The organism is Rhizobium sp. 10N427 (assembly GCF_056394605.1).
The window spans coordinates 380,594-406,435 of sequence record NZ_JBFTID010000004.1; the positions used below are offsets into that span (position 1 = coordinate 380,594).

Below are 25,842 nucleotides of genomic sequence, written 5' to 3' on the forward strand. Positions count from 1 at the left end.
CCGCGGCAAGACCGCTCCAAATACAAAGACGTTTTAGAAGAGGTCATCGACATGAGACGGGTTGTTGTCACAGGTCTGGGTATCGTTTCTTCCATCGGGAATGACGCACAGGAAGTCACGGCGTCGCTGCGCGAAGCCAAGTCCGGCATTTCGTTTTCCAACGATTTTGCCGAGCATGGCTTCAAGTGCCAGGTTTGGGGTTCGCCCAAGATCGACGTGACTGAACTCGTCGATCGCCGCGCGGCTCGCTTCCTGTCGCAGGGCGGCATGTGGAACCACGTCGCCATGAAGCAGGCGATCGCCGATTCCGGCCTCGAAGACGCCGATATCGGTGGCAACGAGCGCACCGGCATCATCATGGGTTCGGGCGGCCCTTCCACCCGCACGCTCATCGAAGCGGCCGACATCACCATCAAGAACAACAGCCCGAAGCGCATCGGCCCGTTTGCCGTTCCGAAGGCGATGTCCTCGACGGCATCGGCGACGCTCGCCACCTGGTTCAAGATCCACGGCGTCAACTACTCGATCTCGTCGGCCTGCTCGACCTCGGCACATTGCATCGGCAATGCCGCAGAGATGATCCAGTGGGGCAAGCAGGACATCATGTTCGCCGGCGGTCACGAAGACCTCGACTGGACGATGTCGAACCTCTTCGACGCCATGGGCGCGATGTCCTCCAAGTACAACGACACGCCGGATACCGCTTCGCGTGCCTATGACGTCAGCCGTGACGGCTTCGTCATCGCCGGTGGCGCAGGCGTCCTGGTTCTCGAAGAACTCGAGCATGCCAAGGCCCGCGGCGCCAAGATCTACGCCGAAATCGTCGGCTACGGCGCGACTTCCGACGGCTACGACATGGTCGCTCCGTCGGGCGAAGGCGCGATCCGCTGCATGCGCCAGGCACTGGCGACGGTGAAGGGCAGCGTCGATTACGTCAACACGCACGGCACTTCGACGCCGGTGGGCGACAGCAAGGAAATCGGCGCGATCCGCGAAGTCTTCGGCGATAAGATTCCGCACATCCAGTCGACCAAGTCGCTGACAGGTCACTCGCTGGGTGCTGCTGGCGTTCAGGAATCGATCTACTCGCTACTGATGATGCAGGCGGGCTTCATCGGCGAAAGCGCTCATATCAGGGAACTCGACCCCGAGTTCGACGGTGTGCCGATCGTTCGCAAGCGCATCGACGACGCCAAGATCGACATTGCCCTTTCCAACTCCTTCGGCTTCGGCGGCACCAACGCTACGCTCGTCTTCCAGCGCTACAACGGATAATACCATGACGGGAATCATGCAGGGTAAGCGCGGCCTCATCATGGGCGTCGCAAACAACCATTCGATTGCATGGGGCATTTCGAAGGCGCTGTCGGCGCAGGGCGCGGAGCTCGCCTTCACCTTCCAGGGTGAGGCGCTCGGCAAGCGGGTTAAGCCGCTCGCAGCCGAAGCCGGCTCGGATTTCGTGCTGCCTTGCGATGTCGAGGATACCGCGTCGGTCGATGCCGTGGTGGACTCGATCAAGGAGCGCTGGGGCAAGCTGGACTTCATCGTTCACGCCATCGGTTTCTCGGACAAGAACGAGCTGAAGGGCCTCTACGCCGACACCACGCGCGACAATTTCAGCCGCACGATGGTGATCTCCTGTTTCTCCTTCACCGAGATCGCCAAGCGCTGTGCGCCGCTGATGACCGATGGCGGCTCGATGCTGACGCTGACCTATAACGGCTCGACACGCGTCATCCCGAACTACAATGTCATGGGTGTCGCCAAGGCGGCGCTGGAAGCCTCCGTACGCTACCTGGCGGCCGATTACGGCCCGCGCGGCATCCGCGTCAACGCCATTTCCGCAGGCCCGATCCGCACGCTCGCCGGCGCCGGCATTTCCGACGCCCGCGCGATCCTGTCGTGGAACCAGCAGAATGCACCGCTGCGCAAGACTGTCAGCATCGACCATGTCGGCAATTCGGCACTTTACCTGCTGTCTGACATGTCGGCCGGCGTCACCGGCGAAATCCACTTCGTCGACGCAGGCTTCAACATCACCTCGATGCCGACGCTGGACGCGCTGCGGACGGCCGACGTCGAGTAAGATCAGCTACAAATCATCCGGATATGAAAAAGGCGGCCAATGGCCGCCTTTTTCATTTCTTCGCCCAGAGAACCTTAAAGCGAGCGTTGCGGCAGGTTTCGCCGCTTTCGCGGAAATTGGCTGCCAGCACCGGCTCATAAGGCAGGCCGCGATTGGCGACGATGAGCAGGCGACCGCCGCCGCGGAGCGCCGAAGCTGCGGTCTTGATCATCGCCTGGCCGAGCGAAGGCTCGGCGGCATGGCCCTCATGGAAGGGCGGGTTCATGATGACGAGGTCGTACTTGTCCTTGACCGGTTCGCCTGCCAGATCGTGCCAGAAGAAGCGCGCCGGTGCGTTCGGGCAATTCTCTGCCAGATTGTCCTTGGCGGCCTCCAGCGAGGCGTGGTTGGCCTCGTAGAGGTCGATACGTGCGAGCTTCGGTGAATGCGCGATGAGTTCGGCGGAGAGATAGCCCCAGCCGGCGCCGAAATCGGCGGCATCGCCGGTGAAATCGGTCGGCAGGCGCGAGGCGAGCAGCTCGGAACCATCGTCGATCCGGTCATGCGAGAACATTCCCGGCGAGGCGATGAAGCGGCCGTCGACGCGAACCGGCGCTTTGGCGAATTTTGACACGGCTTCGCTGACATCGTCAGGACGGACGAACCAGAAGGCGACGCCGTGATATTTCGGCATGTGCTCGATATCGAAACCGAAGCCGTCCATGCGCTTGCGCAGCGGCTGGATGCCGTCTTCCTTGCCACCGGCAACGACAATCAGGCCGCCTGATTTCACGCGCGACAGGGCGGCGGCGATATTCGCCTCGTTCTCACCCTTGTGCTTGGTGCAGAGGACCAGGGCCGCGTCATAGTCCTCGCCTTCGATCTCAGGCGTTGTTTCGATGCGCTGTGCCTGCAGCTGCCGATATAGCGGACGGAAGCCCTGTACGGCGCTCAGCGAGGCGGCAAAGCCCTCCGGCAGGGCAAAGCCTGCCTCAGCGCCCAGGAACAGCACGCGCTGCCCCTCGCCCGGCGCATCGACGGTGCCGCTGGCAAAGGGGTGGAACAAGGTTTTCAGCGTTTCGCGGCTCATGGGCTCATCTCGTCTTCGAATACAAAAAGGGCGCGGAAACAGTCCCGCGCCCATGAAGTTCTGGAAAGGCGCAGCTTATTCGGCTGCTTCTTCCTTCTTCTTGTCGGCAGGGATTTCCTGGCCGGTTTCCTGATCGACGACCTTCATCGACAGGCGGACCTTGCCGCGCTCGTCGAAGCCGAGGAGCTTGACCCAGACCTTCTGGCCTTCCTTGACAACGTCCTGCGTCTTGGCAACGCGCTCGGAAGCGAGCTGCGAGATGTGGACGAGACCGTCGCGAGCGCCGAAGAAGTTGACGAAAGCGCCGAAGTCGGCGGTCTTGACGACCGTGCCTTCGTAGATGACGCCGATTTCCGGCTCGGCAACGATCGAGTGGATCCACTTGCGGGCCGCTTCGATTTCCTTGCCCGACGAGGAAGCGATCTTCACCGTGCCGTCGTCTTCGATGTTGATCTTCGCGCCGGTCTTTTCGACGATTTCGCGGATGACCTTGCCGCCGGAGCCGATGACTTCACGGATCTTGTCGACCGGGATGTTCATGACTTCGATGCGCGGTGCGAATTCGCCGAGCTGGCCGCGGCTCTCGGTGATGGCCTTGGCCATTTCGCCGAGGATGTGCGTACGGCCGCCCTGTGCCTGGCCGAGAGCGACCTTCATGATCTCTTCGGTGATACCGGCGATCTTGATGTCCATCTGCAGCGAGGTGATGCCGTCGGCGGTACCTGCGACCTTGAAGTCCATGTCGCCGAGATGATCTTCGTCACCGAGAATGTCGGAGAGAACGGCGAAACGATCGCCTTCGAGGATCAGGCCCATGGCGATACCGGCAACCGGCTTGGCCAGCGGAACACCGGCGTCCATCAGAGCGAGCGACGTGCCGCAAACGGTTGCCATCGAGGACGAGCCGTTGGACTCGGTGATCTCGGAGACGACGCGCAGCGTGTAGGGGAACTGCTCGGCAGACGGCAGCATCGGACGGATAGCGCGCCATGCGAGCTTGCCGTGACCGATTTCGCGGCGGCCCGGGGAGCCCATGCGGCCGGTTTCGCCAACCGAGTAGGGAGGGAAGTTGTAATGGAGCAGGAAGCGCTCCTTGTACATACCGGTCAGGCTGTCGACATACTGTTCGTCTTCACCGGTGCCGAGCGTGGCAACGACGATCGCCTGCGTTTCACCGCGGGTGAAGAGAGCCGAACCGTGGGTGCGCGGCAGCAGGCCGACTTCCGAGACGATCGCACGAACGGTCGACAGATCGCGACCATCGATACGGCTCTTGGTGTCGAGAATGTTCCAGCGAACGATCTTCGCCTGCAGATGCTTGAAGGTCGCGCCGATGACTTCGGCAGTGTACTTCGGCTCGACGCCTTCAGGGAAGAAGTGAGCCTTGACCTTTGCCTTCACGGCATCGACGGCTGCGTAGCGTTCAGCCTTCTGGGTGTTCTTGTAGGCGACGCGCAGTTCGGCTTCGAAATGCTTCAGCATTTCGGCTTCGAGCTCGGAATGATCTTCCGGCTGGAAATCGCGCGGTTCCTTGGCAGCAACTTCGGCGAGCTTGATGATCGCGTCGAGAACCGGCTGGAAGCCGCGGTGGCCGAACATGACGGCGCCGAGCATGACTTCTTCGTTGAGTTCCTTGGCTTCCGATTCAACCATCAGAACGGCATCGTGCGTACCGGCAACGACGAGGTCGAGAACGGACTCTTCCATTTCGTCAAGATGCGGGTTGAGGACGTATTCGCCGTTGATATAGCCGACGCGTGCGCCGCCGACCGGGCCCATGAACGGAACGCCAGACAGCGTCAGGGCTGCCGAGGTGGCAACCATCGACAGAATGTCGGGGTTGTTTTCAAGGTCGTGCTGGATGACGGTGACGACGACCTGGGTGTCGTTCTTGTAGCCTTCAGGGAAGAGCGGGCGGATCGGGCGGTCGATCAGGCGGGAAACGAGCGTTTCGTTTTCCGACGGACGACCTTCGCGCTTGAAGTAGCCGCCGGGGATCTTGCCGGCTGCGTAGGTCTTTTCCTGGTAGTTGACGGTGAGCGGGAAGAAATCCTGGCCCGGCTTCGGCGACTTGGCGGAAACAACGGTCGCGAGAACGACGGTTTCACCGTAGGTCGCGAGAACGGCGCCATCAGCCTGACGGGCGATCTTGCCGGTTTCGAGCTTCAGCGGGCGGCCTGCCCACTCGATTTCCACGCTATGGGTATCGAACATATGTCTTGTCCTTCAATGCGGGAACAGGCGCCACGACCCTTTCAAGGCACAGCGCGCGATCGACCGCAATTATGTGACACATCATGGGCAAGACAACGGGAGGCTTTGCGGCGGCGGCTTTCAAGAAAGCCGGGCCAAGGTTCCGTACCTTGGCCGGAAAGCATCCGGCAATCCTGCCCCATGACAGGTCAACGGTTGTTCTGGCAAAACCGGCCCATCCGGGTCTGCCTCAGTTCCACCCCATGAAAACATCAAATGCGGTGGTCAATCTCTGGGGCTTTCCAAGCCCTGATAAGCAACCGGCGAGCGCCCGAAGAGCGCCCGCCGGAAAACCTTAGCGACGGATACCCAGGCTGGTGATCAGCTTGGTGTAACGGCCTTCGTTCTTCTTCTTGAGGTAGTCGAGAAGCGAACGGCGGCTCGAAACCATCGTCAGCAGGCCACGGCGGGAATGGTTATCCTTCTTGTGGCCCTTGAAGTGTTCCGTGAGGTTGTTGATCCGCTCGGTCAGGATCGCAACCTGGACTTCCGGAGAACCGGTGTCGCCTTCGAACGTTGCGTATTCCTTGATGAGGGCGGTCTTGCGCTCAGCAGTAATCGACATCGGATGTTCCTTTCGATGAGAGGAGATAAGGTCGCCAAAAGCCGGGATGTCGTCCAGCTTTGGCCGCGAAAGCATTCAGGCCTGCCTGATGCTGGCGCTGCCTATAGACCATTCAGACGGCAAAGGGAAGAGGCATGACCGGCAGGCCTGCGGCGCGCCGGTCGCGTCGTCAGACGAAGACGCGCTTCGGGCGGAATTCGCCCTCGCCGATCTCGCCGATGGCGATCAGCTTGCCGCGCGCCGTCGCATAGGCTTCGCTCTCGGTGATCGGCGCGTCACGGCCACGCACGAGGATCGGGTTGCCCATCTTCAGACGGTGCGCCTGATCATCGTTGACGGCCAGATGCGGCAGGGAAGACAGCGCTTCGCTGGTGTCGATCAGCAGCGCGTCGAGGGCTGCCAGCCGCTCGTCCTGATCMTCGATCGCTTCAAGGGCGACGAGTTCGGAAAGCGGGATCATGCTGTCTTCGGGGAACGGTGCGACGAAGGTCCGGCGCAGGCCGGAGACGTGGCCGTAGCAGCCAAGATCGCGGCCGAAATCGCGGGCCAAGGCGCGAACATAGGTACCTTTGCCGCATTCGACTTCGAAATGCGCCGTGCTTGCATCCGGGCAGGAGAGCAGCGTCAGGCGGAAGATCTCGACCTCGCGCGACGGAATCTCGACGGCTTCGCCCTCGCGGGCCAGATCATAGGCGCGCTCGCCGGCGATCTTGATTGCTGAGAACTGCGGCGGGACCTGGCTGATGACGCCGGTATAATTCGGCAGAAGCGCCAGGATATCACCCTCGGCCGGACGCTTGTCCGAGCTCTGCGTGACCTCGCCCTCGAGATCGTCGGTGGCGCGTTCTTCGCCCCAGGTGACCGAGAATTCGTAGACCTTGCGGCCATCCATGACGTAGGGGACTGTCTTCGTCGCATCGCCGAGCGCGATCGGCAGCATGCCGGAGGCCAACGGGTCAAGCGTACCGGCGTGGCCGCATTTCTGCGCCTTGAACAGCCACTTGATCTTGGAAACGGCTTCCGTCGAGCCGAAATCCACCGGCTTGTCGAGGATCAGCCAGCCGGAAACCGGGCGGCCTTTGGGTTTGCGTGGTTTGGACATTCTTTTCTTCTGTTATTCGCCGTCTTTGCCGTCATCGAGATCGCGCACGACCTCGGGAGAACGCAGGAGCTCATCGATCTTCTTGTAATTGTCGAAGCTCGTGTCGTCGCGGAAGCGGACTTCAGGCATGTATTTCATCTGGCGCAGCTGTGCGCCGAGGCGGCCACGGATGTATTTCGCATTCTTGTTCAGCGCTGCGATGACCGTGTCGTGATCGGCGACGCCAAGCGGCGTGACGAAAGCGGTCGCAATCTTCAGATCGGGCGACATACGCACTTCGGAGATCGAGATGACGGTCTTTTCGATCACGTCGTCACGCACTTCGCCTCGCTGCAGAACCTGTGTGATCGCTGCACGCACCTGTTCGCCGACGCGCAGCATGCGCTGCGAAGGTGCGGAGGTTGTCGGTCTTGTTGCCATTTTTCTTTGCCTCAAAAGGTTCGGGCGCCGGCCTTAAATGATCCGGCGCCCGTCCAAGATACAGATCCGCGCGATCAGAGCGAGCGGGTGATATGCTCGACGCGGAAGCATTCGATGACATCGCCTGCGCGAATGTCTTCGTAGTTCTCGAAGGCCATACCGCATTCCTGACCGACCGGCACTTCGGAGACTTCGTCCTTGAAGCGCTTGAGCGTCTTGAGCTTGCCTTCGTGGATGACGACGTTGTCGCGGATAAGGCGCACGCCTGCACCACGCTCGACCTTGCCTTCGGTGACGCGGCAACCCGCGACCTTGCCTGTTTTGGTGATGTTGAACACCTCGAGGATCTCGGCATTGCCGAGGAAGGTCTCGCGGCGCTCCGGCGACAGCAGGCCCGACATCGCTGCCTTCACGTCATCCACGAGATCGTAGATGATGTTGTAGTAGCGGATCTCGATGCCGCCACGCTCGGCAGCGGTACGTGCCTGTGCATTGGCGCGAACGTTGAAGCCGATGATCGCCGCGTCGGAGGATTCTGCGAGCGCGATATCAGACTCGGTGATGGCACCAGCACCGGAATGAACGATGCGAGCCCGCACTTCGTCGGTACCGAGCTTGTCAAGGGCACCGATGATGGCTTCGATGGAACCCTGCACGTCACCCTTGATGACAAGCGGGAATTCCTTGTAGCCGGTATTCTGCAGCTTGCTCATCATCTGTTCGAGCGAACCGCGCTGGCCGGACTGGCGGGCAGCTGCCTTGTCGCGCGCCAGACGCTGGCGGTACTCGGAAATTTCGCGAGCACGGGCTTCGTTCTCGACGACGGCAAACTTGTCGCCGGCAGCAGGCGTGCCGGAAAGACCGAGCACTTCGACCGGGGTTGCCGGACCGGCCTCCTTGACATGGTCGCCCTTGTCGGTGACGAGCGCGCGGACGCGGCCCCACTGATCGCCGGCAACGATGATCTGGCCCGGCTTCAGCGTGCCCTTCTGGACGAGAACGGTCGCAACCGCGCCGCGGCCACGGTCAAGCTGAGCTTCGATGACGGTACCTTCGGCGGTCCGGGTCGGATCGGCCTTGAGGTCGAGAATTTCGGCCTGCAGCAGGACGGCTTCGAGCAGCTTGTCGAGGTTGGTCTTGTTCTTGGCCGAAACTTCGACGTCGAGAACTTCACCGCCCAGCGATTCCACGAAGACTTCGTGCTGCAGAAGCTGCTGGCGGACCTTGTCCGGCTTGGCTTCGTGCTTGTCGATCTTGTTGATCGCCACGATGATCGGAACACCGGCCGCCTTGGCGTGATTGATGGATTCGATCGTCTGCGGCATGACGCTGTCGTCGGCCGCAACCACCAGGATCGCGATGTCCGTTGCCTGCGCACCACGCGCACGCATGGCCGTGAAGGCGGCGTGACCGGGCGTGTCGATGAAGGTGATCTTCTGGCCGTTCTGTTCGACCTGATAGGCACCGATATGCTGGGTGATGCCACCGGCTTCGCCAGAGACGACGTTCGCCTGACGGATGGCGTCGAGCAGCGAGGTCTTGCCGTGGTCGACGTGACCCATGATGGTGACGACAGGCGGACGCGAAACCATTTCACCAGCATCGTCGGCCTTGTCGAAGATACCTTCTTCAACGTCGGATTCCGAAACGCGCTTGACGGTGTGGCCGAATTCGCCGGCGATCAGTTCAGCGAGGTCGGCGTCGATGACGTCGCCCGGCTTCATCATCTGGCCTTCCTTCATCAGGTACTTGATAACGTCGACGGCGCGTTCAGACATACGCTGCGACAGTTCCTGAATGGTGATGGTCTCGGGCAGAATGACCTCGCGCATAACCTTTTCGCGGGTTTCCTGCATCTGGCTGCGGCGGAACTTTTCCTGACGGCGGCGCATGGCAGCCATAGAACGGCCGCGCGCACCTTCGTCGTCGACGCCTGCTGTGCCGATGGTCAGCTTGCCGCGACGCCGGTCTTCCTCGCCCTTCGGACGGGTGGTGACCGGCTTTGCCGGCTCCGGACGCACGACGCGCCCACGAACCGGGCCACCGCGTGCAGCACCGCCGCGATCATCTTCTTCGCCTTCACGGCGGCCGCGAGCCGCTGCCGGAGCAGCAGATCCGGGACGCGCAGCGCCAGGTGCCGGAGCGGCATCGGGGCGGCGGGCAGCCGGTGCGGACGGCTGAGCCGAACGGGCTTGAACGGGCGCTGCAGCCGGTGCCGGAGCAGGGGCTTCAACAACCGGAGGCGCCGGCGGACGGGCAGCTTCTTCGGCGGCGCGGCGCGCAGCCTCTTCGGCTTCCGCAGCCTGACGGGCCGCTTCTTCTACAGCGCGGCGCTTGTCTTCCTCGACGCGGCGGGCCGCATCTTCGGCTTCGCGAACCTGCGCCATGGCAAGTGCACGGCGGCGCGCATCCATTTCTTCCGGCGACAGATGGTTCAGTACCACCGGACGCGGACGGTCCTGCTGGCGCGGAGAATGCTGCGACGGCTGAGAGTTGCCACCTGGCTGCTGGATACGCGGTGCCGGTGTCTGCTGCTGCGGACGTGCCTGGACTGGTGCTGGTGCAGGCTCGGCAGCGCGGGGCGCCACCGGAGCAGGTGCGACCGGACGTTCGTCTTCGGGGCGCATCGGACGCCGCTTACGGGTCTCGACGACGACCGCTTTTGTGCGACCGCGACCCATATCCTGGCGCACGGTGCCCTGGCTTATCCCCGACGGTTTCAGGGTCAGCGTCTTCTTGCCCGTTGCACCAAGTGTCTTGTCGTCATTGCTATCGGTCATTCGTTCCCGTTCCTTCGGACAGGGAGCGATGACGTCATCAGTCCCTGTCAATCAAATACAGTCGATCAATGATGGGCCGGCATCTGCCGGTCGCCCGTATCATTGTTTTTGCCGGCCCGCGCTGTCCGGTGCCCGGGACTGACCGCTGTTACGGTACTGCTCAAGCATCTTTGCGCGCTTCACTACACCCTCACCCGCCTGCCCTGCAAGCACTGCGGCATGGATAAAAGCATTCTCGCCCATCGCCCCTTCCATTTCGCTCTCCGAGAAGAGACGGAAGGAAGGTATTTCTTCCTCGGTTTCCATTCCGAGGTGCCAGGCCTTGCGAGCCTGGTCTATTTTTCGCACGCCATCGTCGGCCGCACCGGTCGAATGGAACACCGCAAGGGCTGCTCCGCTTCTGACCGCGGCATCCACTTTCGCGGAGCCGGTGACGAACTGACCGGCCTTGCGGGCCATGTTCATCATCTGCATCAGCTGCTTGGCGAGCAGCCGGTCGACGGTCTCGCCGAGATCAGCCGCAGCCTTCACATCCGTCTTCAAGGCGCGGGCGAAGGTCTTCTTCGCCACCGCCCTGTCGACCAGCGTGCGGTCGATCTTTACCCAGCATCCGCGTCCCGGAAGCTCGCGCTTCAGATCGGCGATGACGGTTCCATCGGGAGCGGCGACAAAGCGGATCAGCTCATCCGGCGATCCGCTTTCGCGCGTCACGATGCACATGCGGCCGTTCACGTCATAACCTGCAAGATCATCATCCTCAGGAGATGTGTCCGGCTGCGCGGTCATTACGCTTCCTGCTCGGCAGCATCGGCCTCAACAGGCTCCGCATCCTTCGCAAGGTCATCCTCGGTGATCCAGCCAACCGCGAGGCGGGCCTGAACAACCATCTGTTCTGCTTCGACGCGGGAGATGTCGAACTTCGAGAACAGACCCTCGAACTTCTTCGTCTCGCCGTTCTTGCGCTCGCTCCAGCCGACGAGATCGTCTGCTGCGCAACCTGCAAAATCTTCGATCGTCTTGATGCCGTCTTCGCCGAGCGCGACCATCATCTGTGCGGTCATGCCTTCGATCTGGCGAAGATCATCGGAGACGCCGAGCGACTTGCGCTTCTCGTCCATCTCGGCTTCGAGCTTTTCGAGGAATTCGCGGGCGCGGGTCTGGATTTCCTGGGCAGTGTCCTCGTCGAAGCCGTCGATCGAGGCGATTTCGTCGAGATCGACGTAAGCCAGTTCCTCAACGGCAGCAAAGCCTTCGGAGGCCAGAACCTGGCCGACCATTTCGTCAACGTCGAGCGAGTCCATGAACAGGTTGGTGCGCTCGTTGAATTCCTTCTGACGGCGCTCCGACTCTTCGGCTTCCGTCATGATGTCGATATCCCAGCCGGTCAGCTGAGATGCGAGGCGAACGTTCTGACCGCGGCGGCCGATGGCGAGCGACAGCTGCTCATCCGGCACCACGACTTCGATACGCTCTGCATCCTCATCGAGAACGACCTTGGCGACTTCAGCCGGCTGCAGGGCGTTGACGACAAAGGTCGCCGGATCCTGCGACCACGGAATGATGTCGATCTTTTCGCCCTGAAGCTCGCCGACGACGGCCTGAACGCGCGAACCGCGCATACCGACGCAGGCGCCGACCGGATCGATCGAGCTATCGTTCGAAATGACGGCGATCTTGGCGCGCGAACCCGGGTCACGGGCAATCGAGCGAACCTGGATGATGCCGTCGTAAATTTCCGGCACTTCCATGGTGAAAAGCTTCACCATGAATTGCGGATGGGTACGCGACAGGAAAATCTGCGGGCCACGCTGTTCGCGGCGGACGTCGTAAACATAGGCGCGGACGCGATCGCCGTAGCGAACGTTTTCGCGCGGGATCATTTCGTCGCGGCGGATGATGCCTTCGCCACGGCCGAGATCGACGATGACGTTGCCGTATTCGACGCGCTTGACGGTGCCGTTGACGATTTCGCCGGTACGATCCTTGAACTCGTCGAACTGGCGGTCACGCTCGGCTTCGCGAACCTTCTGGACGATGACCTGCTTCGCAGACTGCGCAGCGATGCGGCCGAAGTCCATCGGCGGCAGCGGATCGGCAATGAAATCGCCAAGGGCTGCATCGGGGTTGCGGTCGCGGGCCAGTTCCAGCGGGATCTGCGTGGAATAGTCTTCGGCCTTCTCGACAACTTCGAGCAGACGCTGAAGGCGGATTTCGCCGGTCTTCGGATTGATGTCGGCGCGGATGTTCGATTCCGAGCCGTAACGGGAGCGTGCAGCTTTCTGGATCGCATCGGCCATTGCGGCCAGCACGATTTCGCGGTCGATGACTTTTTCGCGCGCCACTGCATCTGCGATCTGCAGAAGTTCGAGGCGGTTCGCACTGACTGCCATTGTTTTATCTCTCCGTCTCGGCTTTCCGGGTTCCCGTCCCTGGAGCCTGTAGTTGATCGGTTATTCCTGGTCTTCCGCTTCGTTCTGGTTCGCGGCTTCCGACTTCGCTGCCTTGTCGGCGCGAAGCGCATCGCGGATCAGATCGTCGGTCAGGATAAGCTTGGCTTCGGCCAGAGCCGCGAAGGGGATTTCCACCTTCTGCTCTTCGCCATAGGCAACCTGGTCACGCTCAAGCGTGAAACCATCTGCATTCGATTCCAGAATCTTGCCACGGAACCGCTTGCGGTTGCCGATCATGATCGACGTATCGCACTTCAAAAGGTGTCCCTGCCAGCGGACGAAATCCGACTTGCGCACCAGCGGACGGTCGATACCGGCCGAAGACACTTCGAGATGATACTCCCGATCGATCGGATCTTCCACATCCAGAACCGGGGAAACAGCCGTCGAGACCGCTTCGCAGTCCTGAACGGACATGGTTCCGTCATTGCGCTCGGCCATGATCTGCAGCGTCGCGCCGTTCTGATTGAGCATCCGGACGCGGATCAGGCGGAAGCCCATACCGACAAGCACTGGTTCGATGATGTCGGCAAGGCGCTGGTCAAGCCCGGTCTCGGTAATCAGCCGTGGCTCAAGTTCGTTTTCTGCGGTTGTCTGATCCGACAAGCGGCGCGCTCCTAGCAAATTTCAAGCATTTTGGATGATCGCGCTAATAAAAAAGAGCGGGTCCTTGCGGCCCACTCTTCATCGTACGATCAAGAATTTGAGTGGCATATAGGCCCGTTTTTCTGAAATTGCAAGCTCCGGCGCCAAATGCGCCAAGGCTGCAATCCTTCGCTGGCCTCAGGCACGCTTCGCCATATATTGGGCGGGAACAGAACAAGACAAGCCGGAGCAAATCCGGGCGGAGGGAACGTGCCGTCGAATTCTTCCACGCTGGCGCCGCTGAAACACGAAACATACCGCCGGATCTGGTTTGCGAGTCTGGCGTCGAACTTCGGCGGGCTGATCCAGGCCGTCGGCGCCGCATGGATGATGACGACGATCACCGCCTCGGAAGACATGGTGGCGCTGGTGCAGACCTCGACGGCGCTGCCGATCATGCTCTTCTCGCTGATCTCGGGCGCGCTCGCCGACAATTTCGACAGGCGCCGGGTGATGCTGACGGCGCAGGTCCTGATGCTCGTTGTCTCGGCGATCCTGACGGTCTTCGCCCTGCTCGGCTGGATCACGCCCTGGCTTCTATTGTTGTTCACCTTTCTCATCGGCTGCGGCACGGCGCTCAACAATCCCTCCTGGCAGGCGTCGGTCGGCGACATGGTGCCGCGCGCCGATCTGCCTGCCGCCGTGACGCTGAACAGCATGGGGTTCAACATGACCCGCAGCGTTGGCCCGGCGATCGGCGGGGTCATCGTGGCGGCAGCCGGTGCGGCGGCCGCCTTTGCGGTGAACGCTGTCAGCTATCTGGCGCTGATTTATGCACTGATGCGCTGGAAACCCGCTCTTCCCACCTCGACGCTGCCGCGTGAAAGCCTTGGCAGCGCGATCTTTGCAGGCCTGCGCTATATCTCGATGTCACCGAACCTCGAAAAGGTTCTGGTGCGCGGCTTCACGTTCGGTGTCGGCGCCAGCTCGGTGCTCGCGCTGCTTCCGATCGTCGCGATCGACCTCGTCTCGGGCGGGCCGCTGACCTACGGCTTCATGCTCGGCTCTTTCGGCATCGGCGCGATCGGCGGCGGGGCGCTCAACGCCCGGCTTCGCGATGCGCTGAGCAGCGAGATCATCATCCGCTATGCCTTTGCCGGCTTTGCGGTGAGCATGGCGATCACCGCGGCCAGCCCCTTTGCGGTGCTGACCTGCGCCGGGCTGCTGGTATCGGGCGCCTGTTGGGTGCTGGCGCTGTCGCTGTTCAATACGATCGTCCAGCTATCGACGCCGCGCTGGGTGGTCGGGCGGGCGCTCTCGCTTTATCAGACGGTAACCTTCGGCGGGATTGCCGGCGGCAGCTGGTTCTGGGGTATCGTGGCAGACCGCTTCGGCGTCTCGAATGCGCTCTATGGGTCTGCAGCGGTAATGGTGATCGGCGTGCTGATCGGCTTCCGCTTCTCGATGCCGGCCTTTGCCTCGCTCAATCTCGACCCGCTCAACCGCTTTGTCGAACCGGCGCTCGGGCTCGATATCACGCCGCGCAGCGGGCCGATCGTCATCCAGGTCGATTATCAGATCAGCGACGAGGACCTGCCGGAATTCCTGAAGCTGATGGGCGAGCGGCGGCGCATCCGTATTCGCGACGGCGCCCGGGCCTGGGCGCTGATGCGCGATCTGGAGAACCCGGGCATCTGGACGGAGACTTATCACACCCCGACCTGGGTCGAATATATTCGCCACAACCAACGGCGCACGCAGGCCGATGCGGAAAATACCGACCGGCTGCGCAACCTGCATCGCGGCGCCGATCTGCCGCATGTGCACCGGATGATCGAACGCCAGGCGATCCCACCCTCCGACGACGTCTTTCACAAGGCGCCGATCGATATCCATCACTAGGAAGTTCAAGATGTTCAGGCGAGCCAGGGAAAGCGATCTCCCCGCGATCATTGCCATGCTCGCCGATGATGCGTTGGGACGCAGCCGCGAGGTGGTCTCCGATCCCGTTGACGAGCGCTACCTTGCTGCCTTTGCGGCCATCATCACCGACGAGAACCAGCTGCTTGCCGTCGCGGTCAATGCCGACGACCAGCCGGTTGGCTGCCTGCAGCTGACATTCATTCCGGGGCTTTCGCGCACCGGCATGTGGCGCGGACAGATCGAGAGCGTGCGGATCACCGAAACGGAGCGCGGCACCGGACTTGGCGCACGCTTCATCAAATGGGCGATCGGCGTTTGCCGGGACCGCGGCTGCAAGCTCGTACAGCTGACATCGGACAAGTCGCGGGCCGATTCCATCCGTTTCTATGAAAAGCTTGGCTTCACGGCGAGCCACGAGGGCATGAAGCTTACTCTCTGAAGCCTATTTCAGTTTGCCCTTCATCGACGCTTCCGGATAGCAGGTCGGCTTTTCGCCGTTCTTGACCTGCCACTGGCCGATCGAACGGCGGGTCTTGTAGCCCGGCAAGCCGTCGGAACCGCCGACATCGTAGCCCTGACGCTCCAGCGCCTTCTGCATGGCAGCGACATCCGAGCGCAGCATCTTGCCGACATCGCCCCAGGCGCCCTGGAAACCGCCCGCTCCATAGGCGATCCGATCAGCCAGGTTGCCGATATAGAGTCCATAGAGATCGGAATTGTTATATTCCTTGATGACGTAGAAATTCGGGGTGACGAGGAATTCCGGGCCGTCGCGGCCAGCGGGAACCAGCATCATCCCATCGGCCTTCATCTCAGATGAGGGAAAGCCCTTGCCCCAGATCCTGCTGATGCCGAGTGATGCCCATTGCGACAGCGGCTTGGCGAGATCCGGCCCCTCCTGGGCGCAGGATACGGCAGCGGGGATCGTGACCTCGAAGCCCCAGTCGCGGTCGCGCTGCCAGCCCTTCTTGACAAGATAGTTGGCGATGGATGCCAGCGTATCCGGCACCGAGGTCCAGATGTTGCGGTGGCCGTCGCCATCGAAATCGACGGCATATTTCAGGTAGCTTGTCGGCATGAACTGCGGCTGGCCGAGCGCGCCTGCCCAGGAGCCCTTGAAATCGGCCGGCGCCACATCGCCGCCATCGATGATGTGGAGTGCCGCAATCAGTTCGGTGCGAAACATCTCCTTGCGCGTCGACATGAACGCCTTCGTGGCCAGCACCTGGATCGCCGAGTTCGGGATCTTCGCGGCGCCAAAACCGGTCTCGCGGCCCCAGATGGCCAGCACGATCGATCCCGGCACGCCGTAGGTCTTTTCGATCCGCTTCAGCGTCGAGGCATATTGCGAGGCAAAGCCGCGGCCTGTCATGGCGAGTTTGCTCAGACGCTCCTCGTTGAAATAGGGCGCAGGCGAGGAAAATTCGGCCTGTGTCTGCTTGCGTTCCTTCGGCGGCGGGAAGCCGGGAGGCGCGAGATCCGGAAGATCCCAGTTGAGTTCGATGCCGGCGAAAGCGGCCTGAAATGTCTTGGCAGAAATACCGTTCTTTTCGGCTTCCGGGCGCAGTTCGGTCTGCACCCATTTCTCGAACTGCGCCTCGACGGCGGCCTTCGAAGGAGCGGCGGAGGCGGGCAGATGAAACGATGCGGCAAGCATCGCCGTCAGGATCGAAAGGCGGATGATCGTCTTCACCTCAGGCATTCCCCCTCAAATGACCGTTCGCGCCCGAAGCGCGGCCGCCAATGTGCCCTCGTCGAGATAATCGAGCTCGCCGCCGACAGGCACGCCATGCGCCAGCCGGGTGATCTTGACGTCCAATCCGGTGAGCTGATCGGTTATATAGTGTGCTGTGGTCTGCCCCTCGACGGTGGCGTTCACCGCGATGATCAGCTCGCGCACGCCGCCTTCGCCGAGCCGCTCGATCAGCCCGCGGATATTCAGATCATCCGGGCCGACGCCATCCAGCGGCGACAGCGTGCCGCCGAGAACGTGGTAGGCGGCATTCATCGCGCCGGCGCGCTCCAGTGCCCAGAGATCCGATACATCCTCGACGACAATGATGACCGACTGGTCGCGGCGATCATCGGTGCAGACGGTGCAGGGATCCGAGGTATCGACATTGCCGCAGCGCGAGCAGATCTTCACCTTGTCATAGGCATCGCCCATGGCATGGGAAAGAGGACCGAGAAGCTGGTCCTTCTTCTTGATCAGATGCAGCGCCGCGCGGCGCGCCGACCGGGGCCCGAGACCCGGCACTTTCGCCAGAAGCTGAATGAGTTTTTCGATTTCGGGGCCGGTGACTCGCTTTGCCATGCGCCGTTCTTAGCCCATATGTCGTCAAAACGGAATCGCGGAAGGATTGCTGCCGCCATGAAAATCAGTGCGGTCTGTACCGGCAGTGCCGAACGCCTGCCGGACAAGAAATACAAGACCGGTATCTTCAAGCAGCCTGTCAACGGCGCCGTGATGATCGATGCGGAAGGGCTGGTCGGCGACGCGATCTGCAATCGCACCTATCACGGCGGCGCGGATCAGGCTGTTTATATCGAGGGATCGCGGACGCTCGACTGGTGGAGCGGCGAACTCGGTAAACCGGTCACACCGGGCACCTTCGGCGAAAACCTCGTCATCGAGGGGCTCGACAATCGCGATGTGGCGGTGGGCGACAGGTTCATCGCAGGCGATCTTGTTCTGGAAGTCACGTCCGCCCGTATTCCCTGCGCGACCTTCGCCGCGAAGATGGAAGACCCGCGCTTCGTCAAGCGCTACACCAAGGCCGGGCGGCCGGGCATCTATTGCCGGGTTCTCGCCGGCGCCATCGTGGAGGCGGGAATGCCGGTCGCGTACCAACCGTTTTCCGGCGCCAGGGTGACCGTGCCTGAGATGATGGAAACGTTCGGGAAAAAGCTCTCGCCGGAAGATCGGGAGCGGTATCTCGCAGCACCCATTCACTACAAGCTGCGGGCCCTGCTTGAGGCGCAGGCCTGAGATCAGCGCGTGGCGATCGCCATCGCGGCACCGGCCATCGTTGCGGCACTCGCACGATTGGCAATCCGCACGGCGCGAGGGCTCTTCAGGAAGCCGCGGGCTTTTGCGGCCAGGAACATCCAGCTGAAATCGACGACCGCCAGCACCACGATCAGCGTTACGACAAGCTCCGCCCAGCCGCCGAAGGAGACGGCGCGGATGTCGATGATCGACGGCAGAAGGGCGATGTAGAACATCATGATCTTTGGATTGCCAAGCGCGATCGCCAGCCCCGTCAGGAACATCCGGCTTCGCGAGCGGGCCTGCGGAAGCTCCTCTTCCTCGACATCAGGTCTTGCGAACCACATTTTCCAGGCGAGATAGAGGAGATAGAGAATGCCGAGCCATTTGATGACGACAAAGGCGTGATAGAAGGTTTCGGCAATGGCCGAGAGGCCGGCGATGGCGCAGGTCAGCCAGATCGCATCACCCGCCCACATGCCGAAGAGGAAGGGCAGCACATCGCGCGCGCCCTTCGAGATGACGCGGGCAACGAGCGCCGCAACGCTCGGGCCGGGCGTGCCGGCGGCGATGAAAAGGGCGCCGGCAAATACCAACAGGGCCGTCAGCGTCATCGTAAAGGCTTCCTCCCGGGCGTGGCCTGATCAGAACGGCATCTTGAAGCCGGGCGGGATCGGCAGGCCGGCGGTCAGCGCCTTGGTCTTTTCAGCCGTGACGGCCTCGGCCTTGTCCTTGGCATCCTTGTGGGCGGCAACGATCAGGTCTTCGAGGATCTCGACATCGTCTTCCTTGAAGAGTGACGGATCGATCTTCAGGCTCTGCATTTCGCCCTTGCCGTTGAGGACAACGGTAACCAGTCCGCCACCGGACTTGCCTTCGGCCTGGAGCTCGGCGATCTCCGCCTGCATCTGCTCCATCTTGGCCTGCATTTCCTTGACTTTGCCCATCATTCCCATGAGGTCGCGCATCGTCTTTTCCTTCTCTGAAAGTCTAGAATTCTATGTCGTCGCCCGGCAGGATGTCGCCATCTTCGGATTCGGCGACGGCGGGCGGCTTGACATCGCCCTCTTCCTCCGGCTCCGGCGCCCGGACGCGGACGTCGATAATCTTGGCGCCCGGAAACTGCGCGAGGATCGCCGCCACATCAGGGTCCTGGCGGGCATCGCTGACCTGCTGTTCCTTGGCCTTGGCCTCGGCTTCGACCATGGTCGGATCACCGGGCTCGCGGCTCAGACTAACGATCCAATGGATCCCCGTCCATTCCTTGAGCTTGACCGCCAGTTCGTTGAGCAGCGTTGCCGGAGCACCGTCCGTCAGATTGACATCCAGGCGGCCGGGATCGACCCGGACAGGACGCACGAAGGTGCGGACCAACGCCTTGATCTTGGCATCGCGCTTTTCACCGGCCAGATTGACTATATCGGCAATCGAATTCACGGCAACCAGCGGCTTCGGCGCTTCGGCGGGCTTGGTCTCGAGACGACCGGCCTGCATCGGCTGCGGATCTGGGTTCGGAACAGCGCGCAGCATCGCGGTCGGGCCATTCGGCTGCGGGCGGGGCGCAGTTTCCGGTGCGCGCGCCATCGCTGCCGACTGATAGGCGACGGTCGCACCACCACCATTGCCCGAGGAACCCGGTGCCGGGCGGCCGGAGCCGCCGCCATTGTCTGAAAATTCAGCGAGCCTACGGGCCGCATCTTCGGGTGCCGGCAGATGCGCGGCATGGGCAAGGCGGATCAGCACCATTTCGGCCGCACCCGCCGTGCGCGACGATGCCTCGGCTTCCGGAATGCCCTTCAGCAGCATCTGCCAGATGCGCGACAGCGTGGTCACCGCCACGCCCTGGGCGAATTCCGCAGCCTTGGTGCGCTCGACCTCGCTCAGAGACGGATCGTTGGCGGCATCAGGCACGTATTTCAAGCGGGTGACGAGATGGGTGAAGTCGGCAAGGTCGGTCAGAACGACAACAGGATTGGCGCCCGCCTCGTACTGTGCCTGAAACTCGTTCAGCGCCGAGGCGACATCGCCCTTCACCACATGCTGGAAAAGATCGACGATGCGGGCTCGGTCGGCAAGACCGAGCATGCTGCGGACGGCTTCCGCCTGCACGGCACCGCCGCCATGGGCAATCGCCTGGTCGAGCAGCGAGAGGCCGTCACGCGCTGAACCTTCGGCAGCGCGGGCGATCATGGCGAGCGCGTCCGGCTCGGCCTCGATGCCTTCCTTCGACGCAATGGTCGTGAACAGGCCGACGAGATCCGAAGCGCTGATCCGGCGCAGGTCGAAGCGCTGGCAGCGCGACAGGACGGTGATCGGAACCTTGCGGATTTCGGTGGTCGCGAAGATGAACTTCACATGCTCCGGCGGCTCCTCGAGCGTCTTCAGCAGCCCGTTGAAGGCTGCCGTAGAGAGCATGTGCACTTCGTCGATGATGTAGACCTTGTAGCGCGCCGAAACCGGGCGATAGCGCACCTGCTCGATGATCTCTCTGATATCGTCGATGCCGGTATGCGAGGCAGCGTCCATCTCGATCACGTCGACATGGCGACCTTCCATGATCGCCTGGCAGTGCTCGCCGGGGATGCGCAGGTCGATCGTCGGCTTGTCGATATCAGCGGTCTTGTAGTTCAGGGCACGCGCCAGAATGCGCGCCGTCGTCGTCTTGCCGACGCCGCGAACGCCGGTCAGCATATAGGCCTGCGCGATGCGGCCGGTCTCGAAGGCGTTGGTCAGTGTGCGGACCATCGGCTCCTGGCCGACCATCAGGTCCGTGAAATCCTTGGGGCGGTATTTGCGTGCCAGCACCCGGTATCCGGTGCCCGTCGAGGCGGCATCTTGTGATTGTCGCTCGGTGTCGCTCATCGCCCTGCTTGGCGCCCGGAATCCCGGGCAAAGGATGGAGAGAAGGGTGGGAGGCTGGCACGATGACCCGTGCCGGGCTCGTTAGGGCTGCTTCCTTCCGGACCTGACCCGGTTGGCGAGTGGCTCGTCCACCACCAACCTCCCGGATGCACATATCGGCAATATCGTCATCAAAAGCAAGCCAAGCTCAAAAAAAACTGCTAATCATTGGAAAACAATGGAGGAATGCCCGTTGACGGATTTCGCGCTCGACCCCCGGCTCGAAAAAGACAGCATCAGCGTCATGCAGACCGGCCTTTGCGATCTCAGATTATCGAAGGACGCACGCTGGCCCTGGCTGATCCTGATTCCACGCCGCGCCGGGATCACTGAGATTTTCGAATTGACGCCGCTCGATCAGGTGATGCTGACATTCGAGACCGAGGTGGTGGCCAGCGCGCTCAAGAAGCTGACCGGGGCGACAAAAATCAATGTCGGGGCTCTTGGCAATATCGTCCGCCAGCTTCATGTTCATGTCATCGCCCGCTTCGAAGGCGATGCCAATTGGCCGGGCCCGATCTGGGGTTTCGGCACGGTCGAGCCTTATGAGGACGGGAAGCGGGAGCAGTTCATAGCGACATTGCGGGAAGCCCTTTCATCATGAGTTCTTCAATTTTCGATACGGACGTTCCGCATCCGGAGCCGAGCAACCTCACCGCTTTTGCCGCCAACGACCTGAACCGCGATTCTGAACATCGCGACGAGAAATCGGTCGAGACGGCGCTGGCGAAGGAAGGCACGCATATCTTTGCCTTCGCCAAGGACAAGCTGGTCCTGAAGCATGACGGGCAGGTGCTGGATCCGCTCTTTGCCCGTTACGAATTGCAGGAACTGCAGCCGCATTGGGACGAGACGATCCTGCTCGGCTATCGCAAATCCGGCGAGCCGCGGCTGGCCGTGCCGGTCGGCGTGCCGGAGGAGCAACTCGAAAGCCACTACAAGCCGGCCGACGGACGCACGCTCTATCGCGATCAGCTTGTCGACGAGGTGCTGCTCGGCGAATTTGCCCAGGCCGCAAGCCTGATCCGCTGGAACGGCGACAACAAGTTCTGCGGCCGTTGCGGTGGCAGCATGGAGCAGAAGATCGGCGGCTACAAACGCGTCTGCACTGCCTGCGAACACATGATTTTCCCGCGCACCGACCCCGTCGTCATCATGCTGACGATCGACGAGAAGCGCGATCTCTGCCTGCTTGGCCGCGGACCGCATTTCGCGCCTGGCATGTATTCCTGTCTTGCTGGCTTCGTGGAGCCAGGTGAAACCATCGAGAACGCCGTGCGCCGCGAGACGCTTGAGGAATCCGGCATCAGAACCGGGCGCGTCCGCTATCACGCCTCCCAGCCCTGGCCGATGCCGCATACGCTGATGATCGGCTGCTATGCCGAGGCGAAATCCAGCGAGATCACCCGCGACGAAGCCGAGCTCGAGGATTGCCGCTGGTTTACTCGCGAGGAAACGATCGAGATGCTCGAACGCCCCGGCGCCAACGGCCAGGCCTCTCCGCCGAAAGGCGCCATTGCCCACCGCCTGATGCGCGACTGGGTGGAGTGGAAGCGATAGGCCATGCCGGTCTCGCGCTCGGAACGGCTGCTTGCTCTTCTCCAGGTGCTTCGCCGGCACCGCCGTCCTGTCAGCGGCATCATCCTTGCCGAGCAGACGGGCGTCAGTCTGCGCACGCTCTACCGTGACATTGCAAGCCTGCAGAGCCAGGGTGCGATGATTGAGGGCGAAGCCGGCGTCGGCTATGTGCTGAAGCCTGGCTTCATGCTGCCGCCGATGATGTTTTCCGAAGAGGAGCTTGAGGCGCTGGTGCTGGGTTCGCGCTGGGTAAACCGCTCGGCGGAGCCGCGGCTCGCGGGTGCAGCTGCCGATGCGCTGGCGAAGATCGCCGCCGTGCTGCCTGCCGAGATGCGCGAGACGATCGAATCGGCGACGCTGCTTGTCGGCCCCAAGCGCGCCAACGAGGACAAGGCGGATGTCGCCCTGATCCGCAAGGCGATCCGTACCGAACGCATTCTCGAACTGCACTATAGCGACGAGCAGGGACGCATCTCGCTCCGGCGCGTCTGGCCTTTCGCCCTCGGCTATTTCGAGCATATCCGGATGGTGATGGCCTGGTGCGAGCTACGCCGCGGCTTCCGCCATTTCCGCACGGACCGGATCATCGACATGACGCAGCACGAGGAGCGCTATCCCCGCCGCCGGACCGCGCTGATGAAAGAGTGGCGCGAGGCGGAACACGTGCCTGTCGAACGCTGAAAGGCTACTGCCAGATTCTGACAGTAGGCCGCGCTATTATCGGTACCAATCCAGAAGGAGGACCGATGATGACGAGCCTGAAGATCAGCACCGCAAATTACGGCGACTGCCTTGTCGAGACGTCTTCTGCACATGCGGGATATCCGCAGTCCCTGATGCTGCGCATGATGCAGAATGCATCGCGCAACATGGCGAGGGGTGATGCCCCCCGCCTCGACCCGCGGTCGATGCCGGCAAACGTGCGGCGCGACCTCGGCCTTTCCGGCTGGACCTCGCGAGAGGGCGAGGCATAGCCGGCAGCATACAGCCCAGCACACCCCGACAGCAGACATTTCATACCGCCGCTGCAACGCACCGCGGCACGCCTTTTCATTGCAGCCATCTCAACCAAGAGGATAAGACCATGACCAGCCCGAATTCCATCATTCTCTACGTCAAGGACCCGGCCGAAAGCGAACGCTTCTACAAGGACATCCTCGGCCGCGACGCGGCGTTCTCTTCGCCCAACTTCGTCGCCTTTCCGCTCGATGGCGGTTTCACGCTCGGCCTCTGGCGCCGCAGCAATGTCGAGCCGCAGCCGTCGGCGATCGGCAATCGCGGCGAAATCGCCTTCATGGTGCCGGGAGACCGTGCGGTGGCCAAGCAATATGAGGACTGGCGCAAGCGCGGCCTGCCGATCGCCCAGGAGCTCGTCGATCTCGATTTCGGACCGACCTTCGTGGTGCTCGACCCGGATGGCCACCGTCTGCGGGTTTGCGAACCGGACAAGTGACAATGACAAGGGCGCCCGAGGCGCCCTTTTTATGACTATTTGTGCAGCAGGCCGCGCATCGGGTGGCCTTTGTAGACCCCGAGGATGCGAACCTTCTCCGAGAAGAACCTGAGCTCCTCGAGCGCCTGGCGGACATTGCTGTCATTGGCGTGGCCTTCGATATCGGCATAGAACTGCGTGGCGATGAACTTGCCGCCGATCTGGTAGCTTTCCAGCTTCGTCATGTTGATGTTGTTGGTCGCGAAACCACCGAGCGCCTTGTAAAGGGCGGCTGGAATATTGCGGACGTTGAAGACGAAGGTCGTGACGATCTTCTCTTCTTCATTCGAACGGTTCGCCCATTTCTCGTCGCGGGAGAGCACCACGAAGCGGGTGACATTGCTTTCGGTGTCTTCGACATTTTCGGCAACGATCTCGAGACCGTAGAGATCGGCGGCCAGGCGCGGCGCAAGCGCAGCCATCGTCCGGTCACCGGTTTCCTGAACCATCTTTGCGGCACCGGCCGTATCGCCGGCGATGACAGGCTTCCAGCCATTGGCGCGAACGATCTTGCGGCATTGGCCAAGCGCGTGGATGTGGCTGTGCACCGTCCGGATCTCATCCTTCGAGACGCCCGGCAGCACCATCAGCTGAAAGCGGATCGGCATGAAATATTCGCCGACGATATGCAGCCTGGAGTCCGGCAGCAGGTGATGGATATCGGCAACGCGCCCAGCGATCGTGTTCTCGATCGGGATCATGGCGAGATCGGCTTCGCCGCTTTCCAGCGCCGTGAAGGCGTCCTCGAAGGTCTGGCAGGGAAGCGGTTCCATGGTCGGGAACATGTCGCGGCAGGCCATATCGGAATTGGCGCCGAACTCGCCCTGGAATGAAATCCGGTTTGTCTTGTTGTTCATGGCTATGTCCTCAAGCCTGTCTTGCCGCGAGAATCCGGCGGGCCTTTTCGAGATCGGCGGGGGTATCGACGCCCAGCGGTACGGTTTCGACGATTTCGGCATCGATGCGCATTCCCGCTTCCAGCGCCCGCAGCTGCTCCAGCGATTCGCGCAGCTCCAGCACCGACGGGCCGAGCGTCACGAAGCGCTCCAGCGCCGGCCGGCGGTAAGCGTAAAGGCCAATGTGATGATAGAGCGGACCCTTGCCATAGGGCGCGGTGGCGCGGGTGAAATAGAGGCCGCGTAGGCGTGTCTCGGAAAGCGGCGAGCCGACGACCTTAACGATATGCGGAGCGGTCTTGTCTTCCTCGTTGTCGATCTCGATCGTCAGCGTGGCGATATCGACCGCTTCGTCGTCGAGCGGGCGCAGAGAAGCGCGGATGGTTTCGGGCTCGATGGTCGGCAGATCGCCCTGGACGTTGACGATGATCTTGGCCCTGCCTTCAGGATCGATCTTGGTCATCGCCTCGTGAATGCGGTCCGAACCCGACTGGTGGTGACCGCCGGTCATGATCACCTCGAAGCCGGCCTCGGCGACGGCGTCGAAGACGCGCTGATCATCGACCGCGACGACGACGCGGCCGATGGCGGCTTCCTTGGCGCGCATGGCGACCTGAACGATCATCGGCAGCCCGCAGATATCGGCCAACGGCTTGCCCGGAAGCCGGGTCGAAGCCATGCGTGCCGGGATCAGAACGAGGACGTCATCTAAATTTGAACCAGTCATCTGTCGGGCCTTCTATTCCGGGCGGA

Annotated in this window: 26 protein-coding genes and 1 other RNA gene; 10 read left to right on the plus strand and 17 right to left on the minus strand. The window is 62.0% G+C overall.

Annotation, left to right across the window (positions count from 1 at the left end; genetic code table 11):
* Window positions 1-51 precede the first annotated feature (51 nt).
* Both fabB and fabI read left to right on the plus strand, forming a co-directional pair.
* Window positions 52-1,275, plus strand: a complete 1,224-nt coding sequence (gene fabB / locus AC1DIJ_RS11670) for a beta-ketoacyl-ACP synthase I (protein WP_112385022.1) — start codon at window positions 52-54, stop codon at window positions 1,273-1,275.
* Between the two features lie 4 nt (window positions 1,276-1,279).
* Window positions 1,280-2,086, plus strand: coding sequence for an enoyl-ACP reductase FabI (gene fabI / locus AC1DIJ_RS11675; RefSeq protein WP_112385021.1), 807 nt, complete (start codon window positions 1,280-1,282; stop codon window positions 2,084-2,086).
* A gap of 52 nt (window positions 2,087-2,138) precedes the next feature.
* On the opposite strand, the gene AC1DIJ_RS11680 is transcribed toward fabI, so the two are convergent.
* From AC1DIJ_RS11680 to rimP, 9 genes are all read right to left on the minus strand, one after another.
* Complete coding sequence (locus AC1DIJ_RS11680) at window positions 2,139-3,155, minus strand: class I SAM-dependent methyltransferase (protein ID WP_112385020.1); 1,017 nt, start codon at window positions 3,153-3,155, stop codon at window positions 2,139-2,141.
* A gap of 75 nt (window positions 3,156-3,230) precedes the next feature.
* Window positions 3,231-5,369 (minus strand): polyribonucleotide nucleotidyltransferase, encoded by a 2,139-nt coding sequence (gene pnp, locus AC1DIJ_RS11685; RefSeq protein WP_112385019.1) that lies wholly within the window; start codon window positions 5,367-5,369, stop codon window positions 3,231-3,233.
* A gap of 334 nt (window positions 5,370-5,703) precedes the next feature.
* Window positions 5,704-5,973, minus strand: coding sequence for a 30S ribosomal protein S15 (rpsO, locus tag AC1DIJ_RS11690; protein WP_026283114.1), 270 nt, complete (start codon window positions 5,971-5,973; stop codon window positions 5,704-5,706).
* Between the two features lie 169 nt (window positions 5,974-6,142).
* Window positions 6,143-7,075 (minus strand): tRNA pseudouridine(55) synthase TruB, encoded by a 933-nt coding sequence (gene truB, locus AC1DIJ_RS11695; RefSeq protein WP_477831397.1) that lies wholly within the window; start codon window positions 7,073-7,075, stop codon window positions 6,143-6,145.
* A 12-nt stretch (window positions 7,076-7,087) separates the two neighbouring features.
* A complete protein-coding gene (rbfA, locus tag AC1DIJ_RS11700) occupies window positions 7,088-7,495 on the minus strand; it encodes a 30S ribosome-binding factor RbfA (protein ID WP_112385017.1) in 408 nt (135 codons plus the stop codon).
* Between the two features lie 74 nt (window positions 7,496-7,569).
* Window positions 7,570-10,275: a translation initiation factor IF-2 gene (gene infB / locus AC1DIJ_RS11705; RefSeq protein ID WP_112385016.1), complete on the minus strand. Its 2,706-nt coding sequence runs from the start codon at window positions 10,273-10,275 to the stop codon at window positions 7,570-7,572.
* 99 nt (window positions 10,276-10,374) lie between these two features.
* A complete protein-coding gene (locus AC1DIJ_RS11710; RefSeq protein WP_112385015.1) occupies window positions 10,375-11,061 on the minus strand; it encodes an RNA-binding protein in 687 nt (228 codons plus the stop codon).
* Window positions 11,061-12,665, minus strand: a complete 1,605-nt coding sequence (gene nusA / locus AC1DIJ_RS11715; protein ID WP_112385014.1) for a transcription termination factor NusA — start codon at window positions 12,663-12,665, stop codon at window positions 11,061-11,063. Before nusA ends, AC1DIJ_RS11710 begins: the two co-directional genes overlap by 1 nt.
* 60 nt (window positions 12,666-12,725) lie before the next feature.
* Window positions 12,726-13,331 carry a ribosome maturation factor RimP gene (rimP, locus tag AC1DIJ_RS11720; RefSeq protein ID WP_112385013.1) on the minus strand — a complete coding sequence of 202 codons (606 nt, stop codon included), beginning with the start codon at window positions 13,329-13,331 and terminating at the stop codon, window positions 12,726-12,728.
* A gap of 249 nt (window positions 13,332-13,580) precedes the next feature.
* Here rimP and AC1DIJ_RS11725 point away from each other — a divergent pair, with 249 nt between their 5' ends.
* Together AC1DIJ_RS11725 and AC1DIJ_RS11730 are read left to right on the plus strand one after the other, a co-directional pair.
* Window positions 13,581-15,212: an MFS transporter gene (locus tag AC1DIJ_RS11725; protein ID WP_112385012.1), complete on the plus strand. Its 1,632-nt coding sequence runs from the start codon at window positions 13,581-13,583 to the stop codon at window positions 15,210-15,212.
* A 10-nt stretch (window positions 15,213-15,222) separates the two neighbouring features.
* On the plus strand, window positions 15,223-15,672 hold the full coding sequence (locus tag AC1DIJ_RS11730) for a GNAT family N-acetyltransferase (protein WP_112385011.1): 450 nt from the start codon (window positions 15,223-15,225) through the stop codon (window positions 15,670-15,672).
* 3 nt (window positions 15,673-15,675) lie between these two features.
* On the opposite strand, the gene AC1DIJ_RS11735 is transcribed toward AC1DIJ_RS11730, so the two are convergent.
* Both AC1DIJ_RS11735 and recR read right to left on the minus strand, forming a co-directional pair.
* On the minus strand, window positions 15,676-16,890 hold the full coding sequence (locus AC1DIJ_RS11735) for a lytic murein transglycosylase (protein ID WP_477831409.1): 1,215 nt from the start codon (window positions 16,888-16,890) through the stop codon (window positions 15,676-15,678).
* A 51-nt stretch (window positions 16,891-16,941) separates the two neighbouring features.
* A complete protein-coding gene (gene recR, locus AC1DIJ_RS11740; RefSeq protein WP_112385009.1) occupies window positions 16,942-17,547 on the minus strand; it encodes a recombination mediator RecR in 606 nt (201 codons plus the stop codon).
* A 57-nt stretch (window positions 17,548-17,604) separates the two neighbouring features.
* On the opposite strand from recR, the gene AC1DIJ_RS11745 reads away from it, so the two are divergent.
* Window positions 17,605-18,222: an MOSC domain-containing protein gene (locus tag AC1DIJ_RS11745; RefSeq protein WP_477831398.1), complete on the plus strand. Its 618-nt coding sequence runs from the start codon at window positions 17,605-17,607 to the stop codon at window positions 18,220-18,222.
* 2 nt (window positions 18,223-18,224) lie between these two features.
* Here AC1DIJ_RS11745 and AC1DIJ_RS11750 read toward each other — a convergent pair whose 3' ends face one another.
* The 4 genes from AC1DIJ_RS11750 to ffs all read right to left on the minus strand — a co-directional run bounded on the left by AC1DIJ_RS11750 (window position 18,225) and on the right by ffs (window position 21,227).
* Window positions 18,225-18,836, minus strand: coding sequence for a LysE family translocator (locus AC1DIJ_RS11750; RefSeq protein ID WP_112385007.1), 612 nt, complete (start codon window positions 18,834-18,836; stop codon window positions 18,225-18,227).
* A 30-nt stretch (window positions 18,837-18,866) separates the two neighbouring features.
* The gene (locus AC1DIJ_RS11755; RefSeq protein WP_112385006.1) at window positions 18,867-19,190 is read right to left on the minus strand and encodes a YbaB/EbfC family nucleoid-associated protein; all 324 of its coding nucleotides are present in this window, start codon (window positions 19,188-19,190) and stop codon (window positions 18,867-18,869) included.
* A 22-nt stretch (window positions 19,191-19,212) separates the two neighbouring features.
* On the minus strand, window positions 19,213-21,084 hold the full coding sequence (locus tag AC1DIJ_RS11760) for a DNA polymerase III subunit gamma/tau (protein ID WP_112385005.1): 1,872 nt from the start codon (window positions 21,082-21,084) through the stop codon (window positions 19,213-19,215).
* A gap of 46 nt (window positions 21,085-21,130) precedes the next feature.
* Window positions 21,131-21,227, minus strand: an RNA gene (gene ffs, locus AC1DIJ_RS11765) — signal recognition particle sRNA small type.
* 89 nt (window positions 21,228-21,316) lie between these two features.
* On the opposite strand from ffs, the gene AC1DIJ_RS11770 reads away from it, so the two are divergent.
* From AC1DIJ_RS11770 to AC1DIJ_RS11790, 5 genes are all read left to right on the plus strand, one after another.
* A complete protein-coding gene (locus tag AC1DIJ_RS11770; RefSeq protein ID WP_442207908.1) occupies window positions 21,317-21,727 on the plus strand; it encodes an HIT domain-containing protein in 411 nt (136 codons plus the stop codon).
* Complete coding sequence (gene nudC, locus AC1DIJ_RS11775) at window positions 21,724-22,683, plus strand: NAD(+) diphosphatase (RefSeq protein WP_112385003.1); 960 nt, start codon at window positions 21,724-21,726, stop codon at window positions 22,681-22,683. The genes AC1DIJ_RS11770 and nudC overlap by 4 nt, the downstream gene beginning before the upstream one ends.
* A gap of 3 nt (window positions 22,684-22,686) precedes the next feature.
* Entirely contained in the window at window positions 22,687-23,382 is a 696-nt protein-coding gene (locus AC1DIJ_RS11780; protein WP_112385002.1) for a helix-turn-helix transcriptional regulator, read from the plus strand.
* A 68-nt stretch (window positions 23,383-23,450) separates the two neighbouring features.
* Complete coding sequence (locus AC1DIJ_RS11785; RefSeq protein WP_477831399.1) at window positions 23,451-23,675, plus strand: hypothetical protein; 225 nt, start codon at window positions 23,451-23,453, stop codon at window positions 23,673-23,675.
* A gap of 110 nt (window positions 23,676-23,785) precedes the next feature.
* On the plus strand, window positions 23,786-24,154 hold the full coding sequence (locus AC1DIJ_RS11790) for a VOC family protein (RefSeq protein WP_112385000.1): 369 nt from the start codon (window positions 23,786-23,788) through the stop codon (window positions 24,152-24,154).
* A 35-nt stretch (window positions 24,155-24,189) separates the two neighbouring features.
* On the opposite strand, the gene AC1DIJ_RS11795 is transcribed toward AC1DIJ_RS11790, so the two are convergent.
* Both AC1DIJ_RS11795 and AC1DIJ_RS11800 read right to left on the minus strand, forming a co-directional pair.
* Window positions 24,190-25,050, minus strand: a complete 861-nt coding sequence (locus AC1DIJ_RS11795; RefSeq protein WP_112384999.1) for a prephenate dehydratase — start codon at window positions 25,048-25,050, stop codon at window positions 24,190-24,192.
* Window positions 25,051-25,060: 10 nt separating this feature from the next.
* Window positions 25,061-25,816 (minus strand): 3-deoxy-manno-octulosonate cytidylyltransferase, encoded by a 756-nt coding sequence (locus AC1DIJ_RS11800; RefSeq protein WP_112384998.1) that lies wholly within the window; start codon window positions 25,814-25,816, stop codon window positions 25,061-25,063.
* Window positions 25,817-25,842 lie beyond the last annotated feature (26 nt).